Origin of the sequence: Bacillus jepli, from assembly GCF_047238305.1 — a bacterium.
In the GTDB taxonomy this organism is placed as follows: Bacteria; Bacillota; Bacilli; order Bacillales; family Bacillaceae_L; genus Ferdinandcohnia.
Genome location: NZ_JBDFMO010000001.1, coordinates 3,727,966 through 3,747,147, shown reverse-complemented (window position 1 = coordinate 3,747,147; position 19,182 = coordinate 3,727,966). Strand labels below are relative to the sequence as shown.

Annotated in this window: 19 protein-coding genes; 17 read left to right on the top strand and 2 right to left on the bottom strand. The window is 37.7% G+C overall.

Features of this window, described 5'->3' with window-relative positions:
• Positions 1–57 precede the first annotated feature (57 nt).
• On the top strand, positions 58–864 hold the full coding sequence (locus ABC371_RS19150; protein ID WP_412898245.1) for a patatin-like phospholipase family protein: 807 nt from the start codon (positions 58–60) through the stop codon (positions 862–864).
• A complete protein-coding gene (locus tag ABC371_RS19145; RefSeq protein ID WP_412898244.1) occupies positions 845–1,876 on the top strand; it encodes a SepM family pheromone-processing serine protease in 1,032 nt (343 codons plus the stop codon). The genes ABC371_RS19150 and ABC371_RS19145 overlap by 20 nt, the downstream gene beginning before the upstream one ends.
• Positions 1,877–1,918: 42 nt before the next feature.
• On the opposite strand, the gene ABC371_RS19140 is transcribed toward ABC371_RS19145, so the two are convergent.
• A complete protein-coding gene (locus tag ABC371_RS19140; RefSeq protein WP_412898243.1) occupies positions 1,919–3,160 on the bottom strand; it encodes a nucleotidyltransferase in 1,242 nt (413 codons plus the stop codon).
• Between the two features lie 380 nt (positions 3,161–3,540).
• Between ABC371_RS19140 and ABC371_RS19135 the strand changes: the two genes are divergently transcribed.
• The 4 genes from ABC371_RS19135 to gerR all read left to right on the top strand — a co-directional run bounded on the left by ABC371_RS19135 (position 3,541) and on the right by gerR (position 5,864).
• The gene (locus ABC371_RS19135; protein ID WP_412898242.1) at positions 3,541–4,059 is read left to right on the top strand and encodes a YceD family protein; all 519 of its coding nucleotides are present in this window, start codon (positions 3,541–3,543) and stop codon (positions 4,057–4,059) included.
• Between the two features lie 42 nt (positions 4,060–4,101).
• Complete coding sequence (gene rpmF / locus ABC371_RS19130; RefSeq protein ID WP_116350684.1) at positions 4,102–4,275, top strand: 50S ribosomal protein L32; 174 nt, start codon at positions 4,102–4,104, stop codon at positions 4,273–4,275.
• Between the two features lie 124 nt (positions 4,276–4,399).
• Entirely contained in the window at positions 4,400–5,164 is a 765-nt protein-coding gene (locus ABC371_RS19125) for an enoyl-CoA hydratase/isomerase family protein (protein ID WP_412898241.1), read from the top strand.
• A gap of 82 nt (positions 5,165–5,246) precedes the next feature.
• Positions 5,247–5,864 (top strand): sporulation-specific transcriptional regulator GerR, encoded by a 618-nt coding sequence (gene gerR, locus ABC371_RS19120; protein ID WP_412898240.1) that lies wholly within the window; start codon positions 5,247–5,249, stop codon positions 5,862–5,864.
• A 68-nt stretch (positions 5,865–5,932) separates the two neighbouring features.
• Here gerR and ABC371_RS19115 read toward each other — a convergent pair whose 3' ends face one another.
• A complete protein-coding gene (locus tag ABC371_RS19115) occupies positions 5,933–6,406 on the bottom strand; it encodes an N-acetyltransferase (protein WP_412898239.1) in 474 nt (157 codons plus the stop codon).
• Positions 6,407–6,595: 189 nt separating this feature from the next.
• On the opposite strand from ABC371_RS19115, the gene ABC371_RS19110 reads away from it, so the two are divergent.
• The 11 genes from ABC371_RS19110 (at position 6,596) to ABC371_RS19060 (ending at position 19,112) form a co-directional block, all read left to right on the top strand.
• The gene (locus ABC371_RS19110; RefSeq protein ID WP_412898238.1) at positions 6,596–7,936 is read left to right on the top strand and encodes an acetyl-CoA carboxylase biotin carboxylase subunit; all 1,341 of its coding nucleotides are present in this window, start codon (positions 6,596–6,598) and stop codon (positions 7,934–7,936) included.
• Between the two features lie 11 nt (positions 7,937–7,947).
• Positions 7,948–8,160 carry a biotin/lipoyl-binding carrier protein gene (locus tag ABC371_RS19105; RefSeq protein WP_412898237.1) on the top strand — a complete coding sequence of 71 codons (213 nt, stop codon included), beginning with the start codon at positions 7,948–7,950 and terminating at the stop codon, positions 8,158–8,160.
• An 18-nt stretch (positions 8,161–8,178) separates the two neighbouring features.
• Entirely contained in the window at positions 8,179–9,723 is a 1,545-nt protein-coding gene (locus ABC371_RS19100) for an acyl-CoA carboxylase subunit beta (protein ID WP_412898236.1), read from the top strand.
• 147 nt (positions 9,724–9,870) lie between these two features.
• Positions 9,871–10,746 carry a 2-dehydropantoate 2-reductase gene (locus tag ABC371_RS19095; RefSeq protein WP_412898235.1) on the top strand — a complete coding sequence of 292 codons (876 nt, stop codon included), beginning with the start codon at positions 9,871–9,873 and terminating at the stop codon, positions 10,744–10,746.
• Between the two features lie 3 nt (positions 10,747–10,749).
• Positions 10,750–11,136 (top strand): DUF3397 domain-containing protein, encoded by a 387-nt coding sequence (locus ABC371_RS19090; protein WP_412898234.1) that lies wholly within the window; start codon positions 10,750–10,752, stop codon positions 11,134–11,136.
• Positions 11,137–11,233: 97 nt separating this feature from the next.
• Complete coding sequence (bshC, locus tag ABC371_RS19085; RefSeq protein ID WP_412898233.1) at positions 11,234–12,859, top strand: bacillithiol biosynthesis cysteine-adding enzyme BshC; 1,626 nt, start codon at positions 11,234–11,236, stop codon at positions 12,857–12,859.
• Positions 12,860–12,980: 121 nt separating this feature from the next.
• Positions 12,981–13,412, top strand: a complete 432-nt coding sequence (mraZ, locus tag ABC371_RS19080) for a division/cell wall cluster transcriptional repressor MraZ (protein WP_136378406.1) — start codon at positions 12,981–12,983, stop codon at positions 13,410–13,412.
• 58 nt (positions 13,413–13,470) lie between these two features.
• A complete protein-coding gene (rsmH, locus tag ABC371_RS19075; RefSeq protein WP_412898232.1) occupies positions 13,471–14,403 on the top strand; it encodes a 16S rRNA (cytosine(1402)-N(4))-methyltransferase RsmH in 933 nt (310 codons plus the stop codon).
• A 36-nt stretch (positions 14,404–14,439) separates the two neighbouring features.
• A complete protein-coding gene (ftsL, locus tag ABC371_RS19070; RefSeq protein ID WP_412899395.1) occupies positions 14,440–14,802 on the top strand; it encodes a cell division protein FtsL in 363 nt (120 codons plus the stop codon).
• A gap of 3 nt (positions 14,803–14,805) precedes the next feature.
• A complete protein-coding gene (locus ABC371_RS19065; RefSeq protein WP_412898231.1) occupies positions 14,806–17,034 on the top strand; it encodes a penicillin-binding protein in 2,229 nt (742 codons plus the stop codon).
• A gap of 122 nt (positions 17,035–17,156) precedes the next feature.
• Positions 17,157–19,112 (top strand): stage V sporulation protein D, encoded by a 1,956-nt coding sequence (locus ABC371_RS19060; RefSeq protein WP_412898230.1) that lies wholly within the window; start codon positions 17,157–17,159, stop codon positions 19,110–19,112.
• The last annotated feature ends 70 nt before the right edge of the window (positions 19,113–19,182 follow it).

Sequence of the window (19,182 nt, the reverse complement as noted above, 5' to 3'; positions counted from 1 at the left end):
ATTCTTTTTTCATATAATGATATCAATTTAATAAAATTCACTCAGGGGATGATTCGAATGAACAAACCTATAATTGGATTGGCACTTGGGTCGGGTGGTGCAAGAGGATTCGCCCATTTAGGTGTCATTAAAGTACTTTTAGAAAATAAAATTCCAATCCATCTTATTGCAGGAACAAGCATGGGTTCATTGGTTGCAAGTTTCTATGGAGCGGGATTAGATATCGATCGACTGTATAAGCTTGCACTTGCTTTTAAGCGGAAGTATTATTTGGATTTCACTGTACCGAAGATGGGTTTTATTGCAGGAAAAAGAGTAAAGGAATTAATTCGTGTCTTTACCCATGGGAAAAACATCGAGCAACTAGATATTCCTATAGGTATTGTTGCAACTGATTTATTGACTGGTGAAAAAGTAGTGTTTCGAGATGGACCTGTCGCAGATGCAGTTCGAGCAAGCATTGCCATCCCCGGAATTTTTGTTCCTGAAAAAATAGAGGGTCGAATTCTTGTAGATGGTGGTGTAATTGATCGGGTTCCTATTTCCGTGGCAAAAGATATGGGAGCTGATATAGTTATTGCGGTTGACGTCTCACATGTTAAAATAAATGAAGAGGTTACTTCAATTTTTGATGTGATTTTACAAAGTATTGATATTATGCAAAAGGAGCTTGTGAAGTATGGTGAATTTTCTTCTGATATTATGATCCGACCACATGTTGGACATTATAGTGCACGTGCTTTCACAAATATTGAGGACATTATCCTAGCTGGGGAAGAAGAAACGAGAAAACATCTTCCCGCAATCCAAGAGGCAATTTCAAAGTGGAAGGAGTCTTTGTTGAATGAAGAAAAAGAGAAATAAGGCTTATTTAAAAGCTCTTGCAGTTGGGGTGGTGCTAGCGATTCTAGGCACCTTTATCCAACTCCCATATTACGTGACTAAGCCTGGAATGGCGACAGAGCTTGCTCCAATTATTGATGTGGAAAATGGCTTTAAAGATGAAGGTGAATTCATGTTAACGACGATTCGCATGGGGCAAGCAAATATTTTTAGTTATGGATTTGCGAAGTTACAAAAGTATCATGAAATTTTACCGATTAATCATGTAAGACGTGAGAATGAAAGTGATGAGGAATATACCAATCGACAACTGTTTTATATGGAGGACTCACAGGAATCAGCAATCACTGTTGCTTATCAGCATGCAAACAAGCCTGTAACTGTCAAAAATCATGGAATTTACATAATGGGAATCGTTGAAGGGATGCCTGCGGAAAAAGAACTAAAAGCAGGTGATCGAATTTTTGAAGTGGATGGAAAGCCAATCGAAGAACATACAGAATTTATGGAGTATGTAGCCGGAAAGAAAGAAAATGAAGTCATTAAAATCTCAGTCGAACGAAATGGAGAAGAGAAAACAGTTTCTGTTCCACTTGCTCCATTTCCAAAAAATCCTGATAAAATTGGAATTGGAATTGAATTAATTACAGATATTGAAGTGGTGACCGACCCGAAAATCGAAATAGATACCAAAAAAATTGGAGGTCCTTCTGCCGGACTTATGTTTACTCTTGAAATCTATAATCAATTAACTGAAAAGGACCTAACCCACGGATTGCGTATTGCAGGTACAGGTACAATTAATATCGATGGACAAGTTGGTCCAATCGGTGGAATAGGTCAAAAAATCGTAGCTGCCAATAATTCCGATGTGGATATTTTCTTTGCACCAAATGAAAATGGGGCAGCAGATTCAGATTATCGCCAAGCCTTAGCGACGGCGAAGGATATCAAGAGTGATATGAAAATCGTACCTGTTGATACATTTGAAGACGCACTCCACTATTTAGAGAATCTTGATAAGAATAAATAATGAAAAAAACAGTCGCTTCCAATTGGTGCGACTGTTTTCTTTTTATAGGTATATCTGTTGTTCTTCATTAAATCGTATTGGTGGTTTGGCGTAGTCCTGTCGTAGAAGTTGGGTGCGAAGAGGTTCAGGGAAAATAGCTAAATAGGTTTGTGCAGCCTTCTGGTCAAGTGTAAAGAGGTCATCAGAAAAGCCTGTCGCCTTTGAGAGAATGGGTAGTTCAACATCCTTCTTTACATGATTTAAAAAGCTCTGTCCTTTTTGGGACATCCCAAGCAAACGAATATAGGTTGCAACAGGGTTTTCATTGATCTTTTTTAGCTGTTCCTTTGTTGTATTTGTTAAGATATGTACGCATAATCGTTGTAATCTGGTCCATGTGTAGCGTTTTGTTTTAATTTTTTCCATAAAGTCTTGGAAAGAAGTTGATTCTGAAATAAATGCAAGCAGCCTATTTTCAATTCCTTCTTCTGCTTCATAAATATTTGCCAACTCGGATGGTGTAGATGTGAGAAGTTTGTATTTTAATAATGTAAAATATTCCTCCCACCGATGGAAAAGCTTATACTCCTCGAAATAAGCTGAAAGCCATTTGGTAGTGGACAGGGGGAGATAGTTTTGGATTTCTTTGATGTTCTTTTCAGCAGAAAATAATGATTTGCGAATGCTAGTTGCACTAGCAATGGATTCGTGTGAAAAACTTTCGTCATGATAGCCAGCAGATGACCTCATGATGGTTTCTGCTTTTAGTGAACTATTTTGGTCGTGGATGGCTTTAACGTAATGATAGCCCAAAATATTATTTGGTTTTGATAAATCCACATATGTATCATGATTGGTAAGTGAAGAATAAGCAAGCGATGCTGATTTTGGATAGCTATATCCTTCTTTCAAGTATTGTCGGGTGGTGTGGTCATAGACTTGTTGATTCCTTTTCATAAATGAAACAGTAGATGTAAAGTCGTCGATCGTTCCATTTTCACTGCCGAAACAAACTTCATCACAGTGAAGTGCACTCAAAAGTGATATTGCTCCGTTTGCAAAGGTTTCTGCTTTTTGAGTCGCAAATGCATATGGTAATTCAATAACAATATCAATGCCAGCTTCCAATGCCATTTTCGTTCTTGCCCATTTCGAAACTAAGGCAGGCTCTCCACGTTGTAGAAAGTTTCCACTCATTACTGCAATCATACAATCCGGGTTTGTCTTCCTCTTCGTTTCATCAAGATGGTACTTATGTCCATTATGGAATGGATTATATTCAACAATTACACCAACTGCCTTCATTATTTCACCTATTCATCCTTTATTATTAAAATCTTACTTTTAAATATCATTTTTTCCCGCATTAACGGGCAGTAAGTCCCCACCTCAAAACTTTAATATAAATAAAAAATTTAGTTAGGTGACGACAACTGCCCGTAAAAGCCCGATTGCCCCAACTAACAATCAGTGGGGTTAGCGATACTAAAAGTGTGACGTCTAGTCGCAAAGTCTAATTAGCGCTTCTTTTATTTTAAAAAAACCACTGATTGAAGTTTCACTTTAATGGAAAAGCTGATATAGTAGAAAAGTAACTTACACTAAGTATAGTGTAAAGAAAAAATATTGACAAATGTAATCTGCAAAGCTATAATTACCTTTGTTGCGCTTCGAGGTGATTTCAATTGAAATGGACAATTAATCAATTAAATCAGTTGGCTCGAAAAGGCCTAACGATTGATGAAACTGTTGATGTACAAGACATAATGGAGCTTGAAAAAACGATACGAGACATTTCGCCGGTGCAAGTAACCGGTCGTGCTGATCTTAGTTCTACAAAAGCGAGCTTTCATATAACAATTTCAGGATCAATGATTCTGCCTTGTTCTCGAACATTGGTTGATGTAAAATTTCCATTCGAGATCCGAACAACTGAAACGTTTCTACTCAAAGATACATCTGTTTATGACCTAGAGTCGGACGAGGATGTTCATCAAATTCGAGGCGAAGTAATTGATTTACTTCCGATAATCAAGGAAAATATTTTACTTGAAATTCCGATGCAGATTTTTTGTGATGATTCGAACTCAGAAGATGCTGCGCCACAATCAGGACAAGATTGGGAAGTTATCACCGAAGATGACCAAAAGAACAAGATTGATCCTCGATTGGCAGGACTAGCAAAATTCTTTGAAGACGAATAAAGTCCATCTTTATCTATTCATTTTTTTAAGGAGGTGGGAATAATGGCTGTACCTTTTAGAAGAACATCTAAGACAAGAAAAAGATTACGTCGTACACATTTCAAATTACAAGTGCCAGGTATGGTGGCTTGCCCAAACTGTGGTGAAATGAAATTAGCACACCGCGTATGTAAAGAATGCGGTACTTACAAAGGAAAAGAAGTTGTTAGCAAATAATTTTTGTTAACAAGTTAAAAGCGTATGAATAACAATGTTATTCATACGCTTTTTAATTTGTCTAAGTTGCGAATTCTTGATTTTTACCAGTACAATTAGTGTAAAAGGGATAAAGGAGAATACGATGTCTAAATACATAGTTAACCGGGATGCACAAGGGGTTGTTTGGTTTACTATCAATCGTCCTGAAAAATGGAATGCAATTGATTATGACGTAATGGATGGACTTTTACAGACGATTACAGAGGTAGAAGAGAGCAAGGATGATCGGATTTTCGTAATAACAGGAGCAGGGCACAAAGCGTTTTGTTCAGGCGGGGATTTATCGGTTTTTCAAAACCTTCAAACGGTAGAAAAGTCATATCGAATGCTTAGCAAGATGGGCATGATCTTATACAAACTTGCAACATTGTCCAAACCTACGATTGCTCTATTGAATGGACTAGCAATTGGTGGGGGATGTGAGCTTGCAACAGCCTGTGATTATAGACTAGCATCCCGTCAAAGTAGATTTGGTTTTGTTCAAGGGAAGCAAGGGATCACGACAGGGTGGGGTGGTGCAACACTCCTACTAGAAAGAGTATCTATTGATAAAGCATATCATCTTCTTATGACTGGAGAAGTTATTTCTGCTGAAGACGGAAAAGAGCTTGGCTTTATTCAACACGTCCTATCAGGCGACAATGTGATGAAGGATTGTGAAGAATATATATCAAAAGAATTCTTGCATACTACAAAAGTAGTAAAAGCTTATAAAAAGGTAGTGATTAGAAAATGGTTGGCAACAGGATTGAAGGAGAGAATGCTTAAAGAAATTGAGGAATGTTCAGCTTTGTGGGTAACGGACGAACATTTTGAGGCGGTTCGGAAAATCATGCGTAAAGAATAATTATTTTCTTACTAGAGTGAGAGTAGTCTATCTTTTCTACTACATGCATATGTATAAGTAAAAAAGTATAGGAGGGAAAGATATGACTTCAACACGTCAAGATGCATGGACTCAAGATGAGGATTTATTACTCGCTGAAGTAGTATTGCGCCACATCCGTGAAGGAGGAACTCAATTAGGCGCTTTTGAAGAGGTAGGTCGTACACTTTCACGTACTGCGGCTGCCTGTGGTTTTAGATGGAATTCGTATGTGCGCAAACAATATAAATCAGGAATTGAACTTGCGAAAAAACAGCGTAAAGAATTAAAAAAGCAAAATAATGGTGAACAGCTTCAGGAAAAACAAGCAGAACCTGAAACTACTGAAATCACTAACAGCAAATCATCTGAGCTACAACTAAGGGACGTCATCCGTTTCCTTGAGGAATATGAAAAAACAGAAAAAGAGCTCCAGGCTGTTGTTAAAGAAAATCAGAGCTTAAACAACCAAATAAGCAAACTCCAAGATCAAGTGAAGGCCTTGAAGGCAGAAAATCATACATTAGAAAATAATATTCAATTAATTGAAGAAGATTATAAGGCATTAATTGAGATTATGGAACGTGCCCGCAAAATGGTGGTTCTTCAAGAAGATGAACGAAGTAAAAAGGTACAATTTCAAATGGACAGAAATGGAAATCTTGAAAGAGTTGAAAAATAAAGAAAAAAACAGCTGACATGATGTTCAGCTGTTTTCTTATTTTAGCATCTAGCTAGAGGTCCATTTGTTTAGTCGATTTCATGTACACCTTCAGGAAACCAAAGTAGTGGATTTTCCCCAAGGTCACGTTCCATATTATATGCTGCAGGTATAAAACCCATTTTCTCCCAAAACTCAGAAGATTTTACACGTGGATTTGTTTTGATCGGTAGATTATAGGATTTTGCATAATCCACTAGTGCCTTACCAAAGCCTTTTTTCTGATAATCAGGAAGTACTTCAAGTTTCCACAGTTCTAAGTAGTCCTGTGCGGGTTCAAAGTATTTGTTGAATTTTTTATCAACACGATAAAGGCTCATCCGTGCCACTAATTTATCACCAAAGAATATCCCATAAAAAGGTGAAACGCTATCATTTTCAATAATATTTGATTCAAGGTCTTCTAGCATAGAAAGCTCCTGAAGACCGTATTCCTTAAAAGCTTTAAATTCTTCAAGAGTTTTATAGTTTACTAATAATTTTTCAACCTTTGCCGTATACATTTGATATCCCCCTTGCGATTCTACTATAAAAAACTGTTTTATTTTAATCTTACATTCATTATATAACAAAAAAACAAAAAATTCTGTAGAAAAATATAGAAAGCGTTTTCGATTCGGTGCAGGAATATGTAGATGTGTGTAGAAATTATATATTGCACCTTTTAACTAATGGCGAAAGGGGAAATGGGCTTGAAAAAAGTGTTGGTTGCAAACAGAGGCGAAATCGCATCAAGGATTATAAAAACATGCCATGAGATGGGGATTGAAACAGTCGCTGTCTATTCAGATGCGGATCAAGAATTACCGTTTGTAAAAAAAGCAACTGTAGCTCATCGAATCGGCGAGCCGCCGGTTATGAAATCATATCTTCAAATGGATAAGATTATTGAAATTGCAGAAAAAGAGCAAGTTGATGCAATCCATCCTGGCTATGGATTTTTATCCGAGAATGCAACCTTTGCAAAAGCAGTAGCTAAGAAAGGGATTGTTTTTATTGGACCACCTCCCGAGGTCATCTCCTTAATGGGGGATAAGGTAAAAGCAAGACAAACCATGATTGATGCAGGTGTACCTGTAGTGCCAGGCAGCGAAAAGGACGTTCAGACCTTAGAGGAAGCCTTGAAGCTTGCAAAAGGATTTGGTTATCCTGTCATGTTAAAAGCAAGTGCTGGTGGAGGCGGAATTGGAATGGTTTGTTGTCAATCTGAAGAAGAATTACAGAAAGCCTTTCAAACAACAAAGACAAGGGCGAAATCGTATTTTGGAAATGATGACATGTTTATTGAAAAATTCATCCCGAATGCAAGACATATCGAGGTCCAAATTTTTGGTGATCAGCATGGAAATATTGTCCATCTTTTTGAAAGAGATTGTTCCATACAACGCCGCAACCAAAAAGTGATTGAAGAAACACCATCTCCTTTTCTTACGGAAGCGGCACGTGAAAAAATCTGTCATGCTGCAACAATGGCTGCAAAATATGTAGGCTATACAAACGCCGGAACAATCGAGTTCATTGTGGATGAACAGGAAAATTTCTATTTTTTAGAGATGAATACGAGGCTTCAAGTTGAGCATGCGATTACAGAGATGATTACCAATCTTGATCTAGTAAAATGGCAGTTGCTTGTTGCACGGGGAGAAAAGCTTCCATTGGCCCAGAGTGAAATCATGCCATCAGGGCATTCAATTGAATTTCGCTTGTATGCGGAAGACCCGATAAAGTTTTTACCTTCCCCTGGGAAAATTGAGGAATTTACGTTGCCTGAAAACAAGAAAGGTGTCCGAATTGATAGTGGTTATGAAGCAGGGACAACGGTTACACCATTTTACGACCCAATGGTTGCCAAAATAATTGTGAAAGCAGACAATCGTCCAGAAGCAATTCAATTAGCTAAGGAATATTTTAATGAAATTATGATAAAAGGAATAAAAACAAATATCCCTTTAATTCAAGAAATTATAGATGAAGTATTTTATACCAAAGGCGAATATAACACGAACTACATTTCTTTGATGAAAAAACACTAGGAGGAATGAAAATGAATGAAATCACAGCAACCATGGCAGGGACTGTTTTACAGGTATTAGTTTCAGAAGGTGATGAGATTTCAGAAGGTCAAGTAGTTGCCATGCTGGAATCAATGAAAATGGAAATTCCTATTGAAAGTGAGCTAAACGGAAAGATAGCTAGAATAAAAGTAAATAGTGGTGATTTTGTAAATGAGGATGATGTATTACTTGTACTAGAATAAACAAAAAGGAGGGTAATCATGCTTCGCACTACTAAGGATTTAGACCAAAAGCTCGTTGAAAAAAGTAAAGAAATCGAAGCAGGAGGACATCAAAAATACCATCAAAAGCTGAAGGAACAAAACAAATTATTTGTTCGTGATCGTCTAGCACTTCTATTTGATAATGGAGTTTACCAAGAAGATGGAAAATTTGCGAACAATATAGCAGGAGACCTTCCGGCTGATGGTGTCGTTACCGCGATTGGAGATATAAATGGACAAAAAGTATGTGTGATGGCGAATGATTCCACCGTAAAGGCGGGATCATGGGGCGCACGTACAGTTGAGAAAATTATTCGAATCCAAGAAACGGCAGAAAAGTTACGCGTACCACTATTATATTTAGTAGATTCAGCTGGGGCGCGAATTACAGACCAACTTGAGATGTTCCCGAATCGACGCGGAGCGGGGAGGATTTTTCATAATCAGGTAAGATTATCAGGTATGATTCCTCAAATCTGTATTTTATTTGGTCCATCAGCAGCGGGTGGAGCCTACATACCTGCCTTTTGCGATATAGTCATCATGGTTGAAAAAAATGCATCCATGTATTTGGGATCCCCACGGATGGCTGAAAAGGTCATTGGTGAAAAGGTTACGTTAGAGGAAATGGGTGGTGCTAGAATGCACTGTACCGTTAGTGGATGTGGTGATGTGCTTGCTGAAAATGAAGAGCAAGCAATCCAGAGTGCGCGGGATTATTTGAAATTTTTTCCTGCTAACTATTTGAACAAACCGGTGATTACAGATGCAGTTTCACCAAAGGAAGGAAAGAGCCTACAAGAAATAATTCCTGTTAATCAGAATGCTCCTTTTAATATGTATGAAGGGATTGATGCCCTCATTGACGAAGGAAGTTTCTATGAGATAAAAAAACTATTTGCCCCTGAAATGATTACAGGTCTTGCTCGTATTGATGGTAGACCAGTCGGAATCATTGCAAATCAGCCTAAGGTGAAGGGTGGCGTCTTGTTTGTAGATTCAGCAGACAAAGCAGCTAAATTTATCACTTTATGTGACGCGTTCCATATCCCTTTAGTGTTTTTGGCAGATGTTCCAGGATTTATGATTGGTACAAAGGTTGAAAGAGCAGGAATCATTAGACATGGTGCAAAGTTAATTGCAGCTATGAGCTCTGCAACTGTTCCGAAAATCTCAGTCATAGTCAGAAAAGCATATGGTGCAGGTCTTTATGCAATGGCAGGTCCTGCATTTGAACCTGATTATTGCGTTGCGCTACCAACTGCTCAAATTGCGGTTATGGGGCCAGAGGCGGCGGTGAATGCCGTTTATTCAAATAAAATTAATGAAATTGAAGATCCGAAAGAACGCATTGCTTTTGTACAGCAAAAGCAACAAGAGTATAAAGAGACAATCGATATCTATAAATTAGCCTCCGAGCTTATCATTGATGATATCGTTCCGGCTGCTGAACTGAGGAATGTCCTCATTAACCGCTTGTCTATTTATGAAACAAAGGAACTCAATGTGACACAAAAGAAACACCCTGTTTATCCGGTTTAGACAATTGGTACAAAACCCCAAAGAAGGAACTTTGGGGTTTTGTCATGTTAATACGTTTTTACACATTTATTTTTATAGTCGATGTACTAGGCATTTTGTCGGACTTTTTGGTAAAATAAAGGGAGAACAAACTATGGAGTTGGGGCAATGAAAATTGGAATCATTGGTGGTGGGTCCATCGGATTGCTTTTTGCGGGATATTTGGCAGAACAACATGAAGTAACCATCTATACACGAACCGAACACCAAGCAAACGAAATAAACCAAAATGGTGTAACCATTGATCAACAAAATACGTCAAAAACATATAGAGTACAAGCTGTTACAAGCTCAACATCTGTAATACAAGAAGACATGGTTATCTTTGCAGTAAAACAATACATATTAGAAGAAATTTTATCAAAAACCCTGGACTTAGAGAAAGTACATACGGTCTGCTTCCTTCAAAATGGAATGAGCCACATCGACATCGTTGAAAAATTGAGGAACCCTAGGATTCTTGTGGGTGTTGTTGAACATGGAGCACTAAAAGTAAGTGAAAACCGAGTCATCCACACAGGTGTCGGTCGGACGAAAATAGCTGCAATTAAAGGTGAAAATAAGGCATTCAGCCTTAACCTCAATGAGTTTTTAATTGAATACCATGACAATTGGTATGAGATAGTAACATCGAAGCTAATTGCAAATGCTGTCATCAACCCATTAACGGCCATTTATGGTGTTAAGAATGGGAGGTTGCTAGAAAATACTTATTTTCAGAACCAAATGAAAGCATTATTCGATGAAATCATCTCTGTCATACCTTCTAATCATGAAAAAATGTGGAAACTTGTGAAGACGATTTGTGAAAATACAGCCCAAAACAAATCATCCATGCTGCGCGATATTGAAGAAGGAAGAAGAACAGAAATAGATGCCATTCTAGGTTATGTTTTAGCAGAAGCAGTAAAAAAGAACGTGGAAGTAGCGATTACACAATTTTTATATTATTCTATAAAAGGTTTTGAAACTGAAGGGGGATAAGGAATGGTCGACTTTTTTGCCGGAATAGCTGCGACGTTTGTAACAATTCCACTACTAGGATTCATCCTAGTCTATTTGATTAGTAGATTCATTATAAAAAACACCCGAAAATCTTTTTTTCTATCGGTTGATGTTACGACCGTATTTTTTCTTATTGCAGTGCATTATTTATTACTTGTGATTGTTGGCAAAAGCTTGCTTTGGCTAATCCTCTTAATCCTCCTTATGACCGTTTTGTTTATTGGCTATATTACTTGGAGGAAAAGCCATGCAATTGAAACAGTGAAAGTGTTAAGGAAGTCTTGGCGTTTCGTTTTCCTTGCTTCCACGGTTGCGTATTTTCTTTTACTACTTATCGGACTCGTTCAACGAATTTTTGTGACAGCATAAATTTACAAATCATTGAGCAGTAATTTTTGGATTCTCAAAAAAGCGTGCTATACTCAACTAAGATATAAACTGGATAGGAAAGGAAGAACAAGAATTTATGGAGGTTTTGGATCTCTCATTGCCATCTTCAAATCGATTAGTGAACGATTATCTTTCTAATAAAATGGATATACATAAATTTTTTGATTGCGATATCCAATCTCCCCTTATGTATGAGGTGAGAAAAAAAGAGTTAGAAAAGAGACATTTTGAACGTGAGAAACTAGTAGAGCATTTAGTTTCTTTTAATAGACGATTAAATTATCATCCGAATACGATAGAGAATATACACAAGCTATTAGACCCACAGAGTGTTGTGGTGATTGGCGGACAGCAAGCAGGTGTATTGACTGGCCCGTTATATACGATACATAAAATAGTTTCTATTATTAAGCTTGCAAAAGAACAAGAGGAAAAATTAAATGTGCCTGTTATACCGGTATTTTGGATTGCTGGAGAGGACCATGATTTTGCAGAAATCAATCATCTCTATGTCAATCTTCAAAGTGGCATTCGAAAAAGAGCAGTTCCACAATATCACAACCGTAAGACAATGGTCTCTTCAATAGAAATTGAACAGAATGGCTTCATGGAATGGATTGAAGAAGTGTTTGAGACGTACGGTGAAACCAATCATACGAATCGTCTTTTAGAACTTTTGAATGGATTTGTGGAAAAATCAAAGACATACGTTGATTTTTTTATACAGATTATCAATGAACTTTTTGGAGAAGCCGGACTGGTTCTTGTGGATTCAGGTACAAAAGAAATTAGAGCCCTTCAATCACCTTATTTTAAAAAGATGATTGAAAAAAACAGAGAGATTCATGATTCATTGTTAGTGCAACAGGAAGTTTTATCAACTTATCAATACCCTAAAACAATTGATATGAATGAATCCAGTGCAAACCTTTTTTATACGCAAAATGATGAACGGATTTTGCTTGAGTACAATGTGGAACATGATATTTTCAGTGGGAAAAATAATGAGTGTATCCTTTGTGGCAACGAATTGCTTGAAATTGCGAAAGAAAAACCGGAATTACTAAGCAATAATGTAGTAACAAGACCAGTTATGCAGGAGTTCTTATTTCCAACACTTGCTTTTATTTCAGGACCCGGTGAAGTATCTTACTGGGCAGAACTTAAAAAGGTATTTGAAGTGATGGAAATAAAGATGCCACCTGTCGTTCCACGGTTAATGATGACAATCGTAGAAAGAGCAATTGAATCTAATATAGAAGAAATTGGCTTGACAATTCAAGCGGTGTTGTCAGGGGAGCTTGCAAAAGCGAAAGAAACATGGATGGAAAAACAAACAGCTGATGTCGACGGGATCATCTCAGAAGCAAAAAAAGAAGTCGAGCAAATTCATAAAAAGGTTAGAAATGTGGGGCTAGAAGTGGATCCTGGGCTGGCCGATCTTTTATTAAAGAACGCCCAGAATATTCAATCACAATTAGATTTCCTAAAAAAAACATTCAGCCGAAGTATTTTAAAACGTAATGAAATTGAATTGAATCGTTTTGAACGAATTGAAAAATCACTTCTACCACTTGGCTCCCCACAGGAGAGATTATGGAATGTTTTTTACTATTTAAATAAATATGGCGACGATTTTATCAAAGATTTATTAGCTCTTCCGTTTGAATTTAACGGAAAACATAAAGTGATAAAGATGTAGTTCGTATTGAAAATCCTCGGAATTTCCGGGGATTTTTTTTATTTGGTAAAAAATTATAAAAACTGGTGGTGGAAAGTGGGGGATTGTGGTAAGATAAATACAGAAAGTGGGGACAATGGATATGTTCATGGGAGAATACCATCATACTGTTGATATGAAAGGCCGAATGATTATACCTGCTAAGTTCCGAGACAATCTTGGTGAAACATTTGTCTTAACGAGAGGGCTTGATCAGTGTTTGTTCGGTTACCCACAATCAGAATGGAAAATACTTGAAGAAAAGTTAAAGACACTCCCTTTAACTAAAAAAGACGCCCGTGCTTTCACACGATTTTTCTTTTCTGGAGCCATTGAATGTGAACTTGATAAACAAGGAAGAGTGAATATTGCATCACCCCTTCTTTCATATGCAGGACTTGAAAAGGAATGTGTGGTTCTAGGAGTATCAAACCGTATAGAAATATGGAGTAAGGATAAGTGGGAAGAATATTTCGCCGCTTCTGAGGAATCTTTTTCTGATATAGCTGAAAATATGATCGGTTTTGATATATAATTATTCTTTGTGAAATGCTAGTAAGGATATTACACAGATGATTATAAGAGGTGCTAACATGTTCGAACACAAAACTGTTCTATTAGAAGAGGCTGTAAATGGATTAAAGATTGACCCAGATGGCATTTATGTAGACTGCACACTTGGTGGAGCAGGACATAGCTCATACATAGCTTCAAAGCTTTCAACCAAAGGTAAGCTATATGCGTTTGATCAAGATGATATTGCGATCGAAAATGCAAAGGACAAGCTTGCGAAATATGGTGATATTGTTACGATCATCAAAAGTAATTTTGCAAACATAACTGAAAAATTACATGAACAAGGTGTAACAGCTGTTGATGGCATTTTGTTTGATTTAGGTGTTTCATCCCCACAATTGGACACCCCGGAAAGAGGATTTAGCTATCACCACGATGCCCCACTTGATATGCGCATGGATCAAGATGCAGCATTATCTGCGTATGACATCGTAAACCATTGGTCATATGAGCAAATGGTAAGGATCTTTTTTCAATACGGTGAAGAGAAGTTTTCAAAACAAATTGCTAGAAAAATAGAGGCTGCACGAGAAAAGAAAACAATTGAAACCACTGGAGAATTGGTGGAATTAATTAAAGAAGGTATTCCGGCTGCAGCAAGAAGAACTGGTGGACATCCGGCAAAAAGGATTTTTCAAGCAATTCGAATTGCGGTTAACGATGAGTTGAAAGTATTTGAAAATGCGATTCAACAGTCAATTGAACTACTTGCAACAGGAGGGAGAGTGAGTGTTATTACTTTTCACTCACTAGAGGACAGAATTTGTAAAGTTACTTTTAAAAAGGCAAGTGAAGGTCCGCCCCTACCACCTGGGATTCCGATTATTCCTGATGAATACAAACCGAAATTAAAACTTATTACAAGAAAGCCGATATTACCTACAGAAGAAGAAATTGAGGCGAACAAGAGGGCTCGTTCTGCAAAGTTAAGAATCGCGGAAAGGCTTTAAACAATATATTACGATAGGTACTTGAGGAGGGATATGATGGGTAATTTAGCATACAAAGTAAGGCAAACAGAAAACTACCAACCAGATCAGACACCGAAGACACGACCAACAATTAGAAAGAAGTTTCGATTTACGTTAGGAGAAAAGGTATTAGGGATTATATTCTCCGCAGCTGTAATGTTCTGCGCAATTCATATCATATCTAATCAAGTATCGATCTATCATACAAACATCGAAATCCAACAAATCGAAGCATCAATTAGTCAACAAACAAAAACAAATAATGACCTTTATGTACAAGTCCAAGAATTAAGTGAATACGAACGTCTTTGGGAAAAAGCGAGAGAACTTGGCCTTGTTTTAAATCAAAACAATGTGAAAGTTGTTCAAGGGAACTAAACCATGAAAATGAAGGTTAAAAATAACAATATAAATAGAGGAGCAGCATTTATTAGTATAATATTTGCTTTGCTCTTTTTTACATTAATAGCAAGATTTGTGTATATCCAAGGTACTGGTAAGGTTGATGGTGTAGTTTTAGCGGCGTTAGCAGAGGAAAAGTACACGAAACAAAGAACAATTGAAGCACAGCGAGGAACGGTTTTTGACCGTAACGGAAATCCAATTGCTGAGGATACTTCTTCTTACACTGTTGTCGCGATCCTTGATAAAGATTTAACCGTAGATAAAGATAACCCACAACATGTTGTTGATCCTGAAGAAACGGCTCGCAAACTTTCACCTCTCTTGAATATTGATGAGAATGAGATGTATAAAATATTAACAAAACCCGAAAGAAAACAAGTTGAATTTGGGACTTTTGGCCGTGATATTAGTACATCACTCAAACAGGAAATTGAAAGTTTAGAATTACCTGGTATTGCGTTTAGAAGAGAATCAAAACGCTACTATCCGAACGGAACCTTTGCCTCACATGTTGTTGGCTATGCTCAGATGGTGACTGATCCCAAAACGAAAGAGACGGAAACGGTCGGAAAGATGGGGATTGAACAAAGTCTTGATAAGTACCTTCGAGAAAAAGATGGTTACATGAAATTCCAGAGTGATACGAAAGGCTTTAAATTACCGGATGCAAAAGAGCAGATTGTCGCTCCTGACAATGGAAGTGATGTTTATTTAACAATTGATCAAACAATTCAAACGTTTTTAGAGGACGCCATGAACACGACTATGAAGGAATATGAACCTGAAAAAATCATTGGCGTTGTTGCAAATCCAAAAACGGGTGAAATCTTAGCAATGTCGTCCAGACCGAGCTTTGACCCAAATGTTCGTAACATCGAAAACTACTTGAATGATGTGATTGCCTATCCGTTTGAACCGGGTTCAACGATGAAAATCTTTACCTTAGCAGCAGCGATTGAAGAAGGAGTATATAATGGGAATGCACCCTTTGCTTCAGGAAGCTATACGGCTGGAGGAGAAACAATTCGTGACCATAATAGGAGAGGTTGGGGAACAATTACCTATGATGAAGGTGTTCTTAAATCCTCAAACGTTGCGTTTGCAAAGATAGCTAATGAACAATTAGGAACGGATAAATTATTGGAGTATTTGGGACGTTTTGGACTTGATCGACCAACCGGCATCGATTTAGCAGGTGAAGTTCAAAACACGATCAATTTTAAATGGGAGATTGATAGAGTCTCAACTGCATTTGGTCAAGCATCCTCTGTTACTCCAATTCAGCAGATTCAAGCAGCAACCGCAATCGCTAATGGCGGTAAGATGATGAAACCATATGTTGTTGATAAAATCGTCGACCCTGATACAGATAAAACAGTTTCTGATCACAAGCCTCAAGTCGCGGGACAACCTGTTTCCGCAGAAACGTCTAAAAAAGTGTTGAATTTATTACGCCAAGTTGTAACAGATGGTACAGGAAAAGCCTATGATCTTGAAGGCTATCAAGTTGCTGGGAAAACAGGTACTGCCCAAATACCAAGTCCACATGGTGGGTACTTATCGGGAAGGGGTAACTTTTTATACTCATTCCTAGGTATGGCACCGATGGATGACCCAAAATTAATAGTGTATGTAGCTGTAGAGAAGCCTAAGCTTAAAGATACAGACATTGGTCACGAACCTGTTGTGATGGTATTTAATCATGTGATGAAAAACAGCTTACAATATTTAAATATACAACCAATTGAGCAAAAAACAGAAAATAATGTGAATGTAGATAAAGAAGTTGAAGTTGATTCTTATGTAGGAAAGTCAATTGAAGAGGCTAAAGCTTCAATAGAAAAGCTAAAGCTTAAAGCAACTGTTATTGGTAAAGGTAAGAATATTATCGCTCAAAGTCCAAGTCAAGGTGAAAAAATACTACCTAACGAGCAGGTCATTCTACTTACTGATCAGGAAGCGACCTTGCCAGATATGACAAATTGGTCAATTAGAGATGTTATGAGAATTGCTGATTTAACAAATATTAAAGTTTCATATAGTGGTAATGGGTATGTCGTACAACAAAGCTTAGAACCAGGGGCTATCATTAAAGACGGTGATACATTATCAGTCAAATTAGAACGACCGTACACTCCACAAAAGGAAACAGCAGAAGAACCAGCAGATGAAGAGAATAGTGAGAAGGAACAAGAAAGGAACTGATTTTTCAGTTCCTTTTTTTATGGCCAAGTAATCTAATATCGATACGATCGTTCTATTCATTCTTGTACAAGCATATATTTAGACGAGCCTTGATTTGTAAGTTTAATAGGAGGTACATCTATATGCGTGTTTCGAATGTTACTGTACGAAAAAGACTCTCATTAGTACTATTTATAGGGTTTTTATTATTTTTGATTATTGATGTTCGACTGGGATATGTTCAATTTTTCGTTGGGAATAAGCTAACGGCACTGGCAAAGGATTCATGGAGCCGGGATATTCCATTTGAGCCGGAGCGAGGAAAAATCATTGACCGAAATGACGTTGTCCTTGCAACGAACCAGAGTGCACCAACTGTTCTAGTCGTTCCTCGGCAAATTGAAAATCCTGCAGAAGCAGCAGAAAAACTTGCTGCTGTTTTGAATATGTCAAAAGAAAAAGCGTATAAAAAAATAACTGAAAATGAATCAAAAGTCTATATCAATCCAGAGGGAAGAAAGATTTCTCACGAAAAAGCGAATGAAGTTCGAGCACTTGGAATTAAGGGTGTATACATAGCTGAGGACTCGAAACGTCATTATCCATTTGGTAGCTATCTTTCGCATGTATTAGGTTTTGCTGGGATTGATAATCAAGGGCTAACAGGACTGGAGAAAAGTTATGATGAAGAGTTAAAGGGTGAAAAAGGAAGTGTGCAATTCTATTCCGATGCAAAAGGAAGAAGAATGCCAGATATCGCTGATGACTATATACCGCCTAAGGATGGTCTTGACTTAAAGCTAACGATTGATACGAGAATTCAATCCCTTATTGAACGTGAACTCGATAATGCCGAAGCACAATACAATCCAGATGGGATCATTGCGATTGCCATGAATCCCAATAATGGTGAAATCTTAGGAATGTCTTCAAGACCTGATTTTGATCCAGCAAACTTTCGAAATGTTCCACAAGAAGTATACAACCGTAATCTCCCTGTTTGGAGCACCTACGAGCCAGGATCTACCTTTAAGATCATAACTCTAGCTGCTTCATTAGAAGAAGGGAAAGTAAATCTAGATAATGATCATTTTAATGACCCAGGTTTTGTAAAGGTCGGGGGAGCTACACTTAAATGTTGGAAACGAGGCGGACATGGCCATCAAACATTCCTAGAGGTTGTTCAAAACTCTTGTAACCCTGGTTTTGTCGAGTTAGGAACAAGATTAGGGAAAGATACATTGTTTAAGTATATTCGTGATTTCGGATTTGGACAAAAAACAGGCATTGATCTTCAGGGAGAAGGTACTGGAATCCTCTTTAAACCAGAAAATGTAGGTCCAGTTGAATTAGCAACAACGGCCTTTGGTCAAGGGGTGTCCGTAACGCCGATTCAACAGGTAGCAGCGGTTTCTGCAGCTGTAAATGGTGGAACCTTATACCAGCCATATGTCGCGAAGGAATGGATCGATCCTATTTCAGGAAAAGTGGTGAAAAGTAATTCTCCTATTGCGAAACGCAAAGTCATTTCCGAAGAAACGTCTAAACAAGTAAGATATGCACTAGAAAGTGTTGTAGCAAGAGGTTCTGGAGGAGGCGCATATGTGGATGGATACCGTGTAGGTGGAAAGACTGGTACAGCTCAAAAATCCAAAAAGGGTGGCGGCTACCTTCAAAATAACCATATTGTATCATTTATTGGCTTTGCACCTGCAGATGACCCGCAGATTGTCGTCTATATAGCTGTTGATAATCCGAAGGGTACTGTTCAATTTGGTGGGGTTGTTGCAGCACCAATCGTTGGAAATATCATGCGTGAAAGCCTACCGTTGCTAGGAATTGAGAAGAGAGATAATCAGATTGAAAAAGAAATCAGATTGTGGACGGATAAAAAATATCTCGAGGTTCCAAATGTAATTGGATTAACAAAACGGGAATTACAGCAGCAATTAATGAATATCAAATTAGATATAAGTGGAGAAGGAAATGTGGTTGTTGACCAGGCACCAAATGCAGGAGAACGGGTTCAAGAAGGGACAACATTACGGATCCACCTTGGCGAAGCAACAGACCAGAAAGAAACAAAAGAAAATAACTAAGAAGTTCGGAGGGATTTCCCCCTTTCAAGCTTCTTTTTTCTGTAAAAAGGAATACCTTTAATATAGAAGA

Bases quoted from the DNA above. Each gene is read 5' to 3' on its own strand.
- ABC371_RS19065 (WP_412898231.1), top strand. From the start codon at position 14,806: ATGAAAATGAAGGTTAAAAATAACAATATAAATAGAGGAGCAGCATTT.
- ABC371_RS19150 (WP_412898245.1), top strand. From the start codon at position 58: ATGAACAAACCTATAATTGGATTGGCACTTGGGTCGGGTGGTGCAAGA.
- mraZ (WP_136378406.1), top strand. From the start codon at position 12,981: ATGTTCATGGGAGAATACCATCATACTGTTGATATGAAAGGCCGAATG.
- ABC371_RS19100 (WP_412898236.1), top strand. From the start codon at position 8,179: ATGCTTCGCACTACTAAGGATTTAGACCAAAAGCTCGTTGAAAAAAGT.
- rsmH (WP_412898232.1), top strand. From the start codon at position 13,471: ATGTTCGAACACAAAACTGTTCTATTAGAAGAGGCTGTAAATGGATTA.
- gerR (WP_412898240.1), top strand. From the start codon at position 5,247: ATGACTTCAACACGTCAAGATGCATGGACTCAAGATGAGGATTTATTA.
- ABC371_RS19060 (WP_412898230.1), top strand. From the start codon at position 17,157: ATGCGTGTTTCGAATGTTACTGTACGAAAAAGACTCTCATTAGTACTA.
- ABC371_RS19145 (WP_412898244.1), top strand. From the start codon at position 845: ATGAAGAAAAAGAGAAATAAGGCTTATTTAAAAGCTCTTGCAGTTGGG.
- ABC371_RS19090 (WP_412898234.1), top strand. From the start codon at position 10,750: ATGGTCGACTTTTTTGCCGGAATAGCTGCGACGTTTGTAACAATTCCA.
- ABC371_RS19095 (WP_412898235.1), top strand. From the start codon at position 9,871: ATGAAAATTGGAATCATTGGTGGTGGGTCCATCGGATTGCTTTTTGCG.
- ftsL (WP_412899395.1), top strand. From the start codon at position 14,440: ATGGGTAATTTAGCATACAAAGTAAGGCAAACAGAAAACTACCAACCA.
- ABC371_RS19105 (WP_412898237.1), top strand. From the start codon at position 7,948: ATGAATGAAATCACAGCAACCATGGCAGGGACTGTTTTACAGGTATTA.
- rpmF (WP_116350684.1), top strand. From the start codon at position 4,102: ATGGCTGTACCTTTTAGAAGAACATCTAAGACAAGAAAAAGATTACGT.
- ABC371_RS19125 (WP_412898241.1), top strand. From the start codon at position 4,400: ATGTCTAAATACATAGTTAACCGGGATGCACAAGGGGTTGTTTGGTTT.
- bshC (WP_412898233.1), top strand. From the start codon at position 11,234: ATGGAGGTTTTGGATCTCTCATTGCCATCTTCAAATCGATTAGTGAAC.
- ABC371_RS19140 (WP_412898243.1), bottom strand. From the start codon at position 3,160: ATGAAGGCAGTTGGTGTAATTGTTGAATATAATCCATTCCATAATGGA.
- ABC371_RS19115 (WP_412898239.1), bottom strand. From the start codon at position 6,406: ATGTATACGGCAAAGGTTGAAAAATTATTAGTAAACTATAAAACTCTT.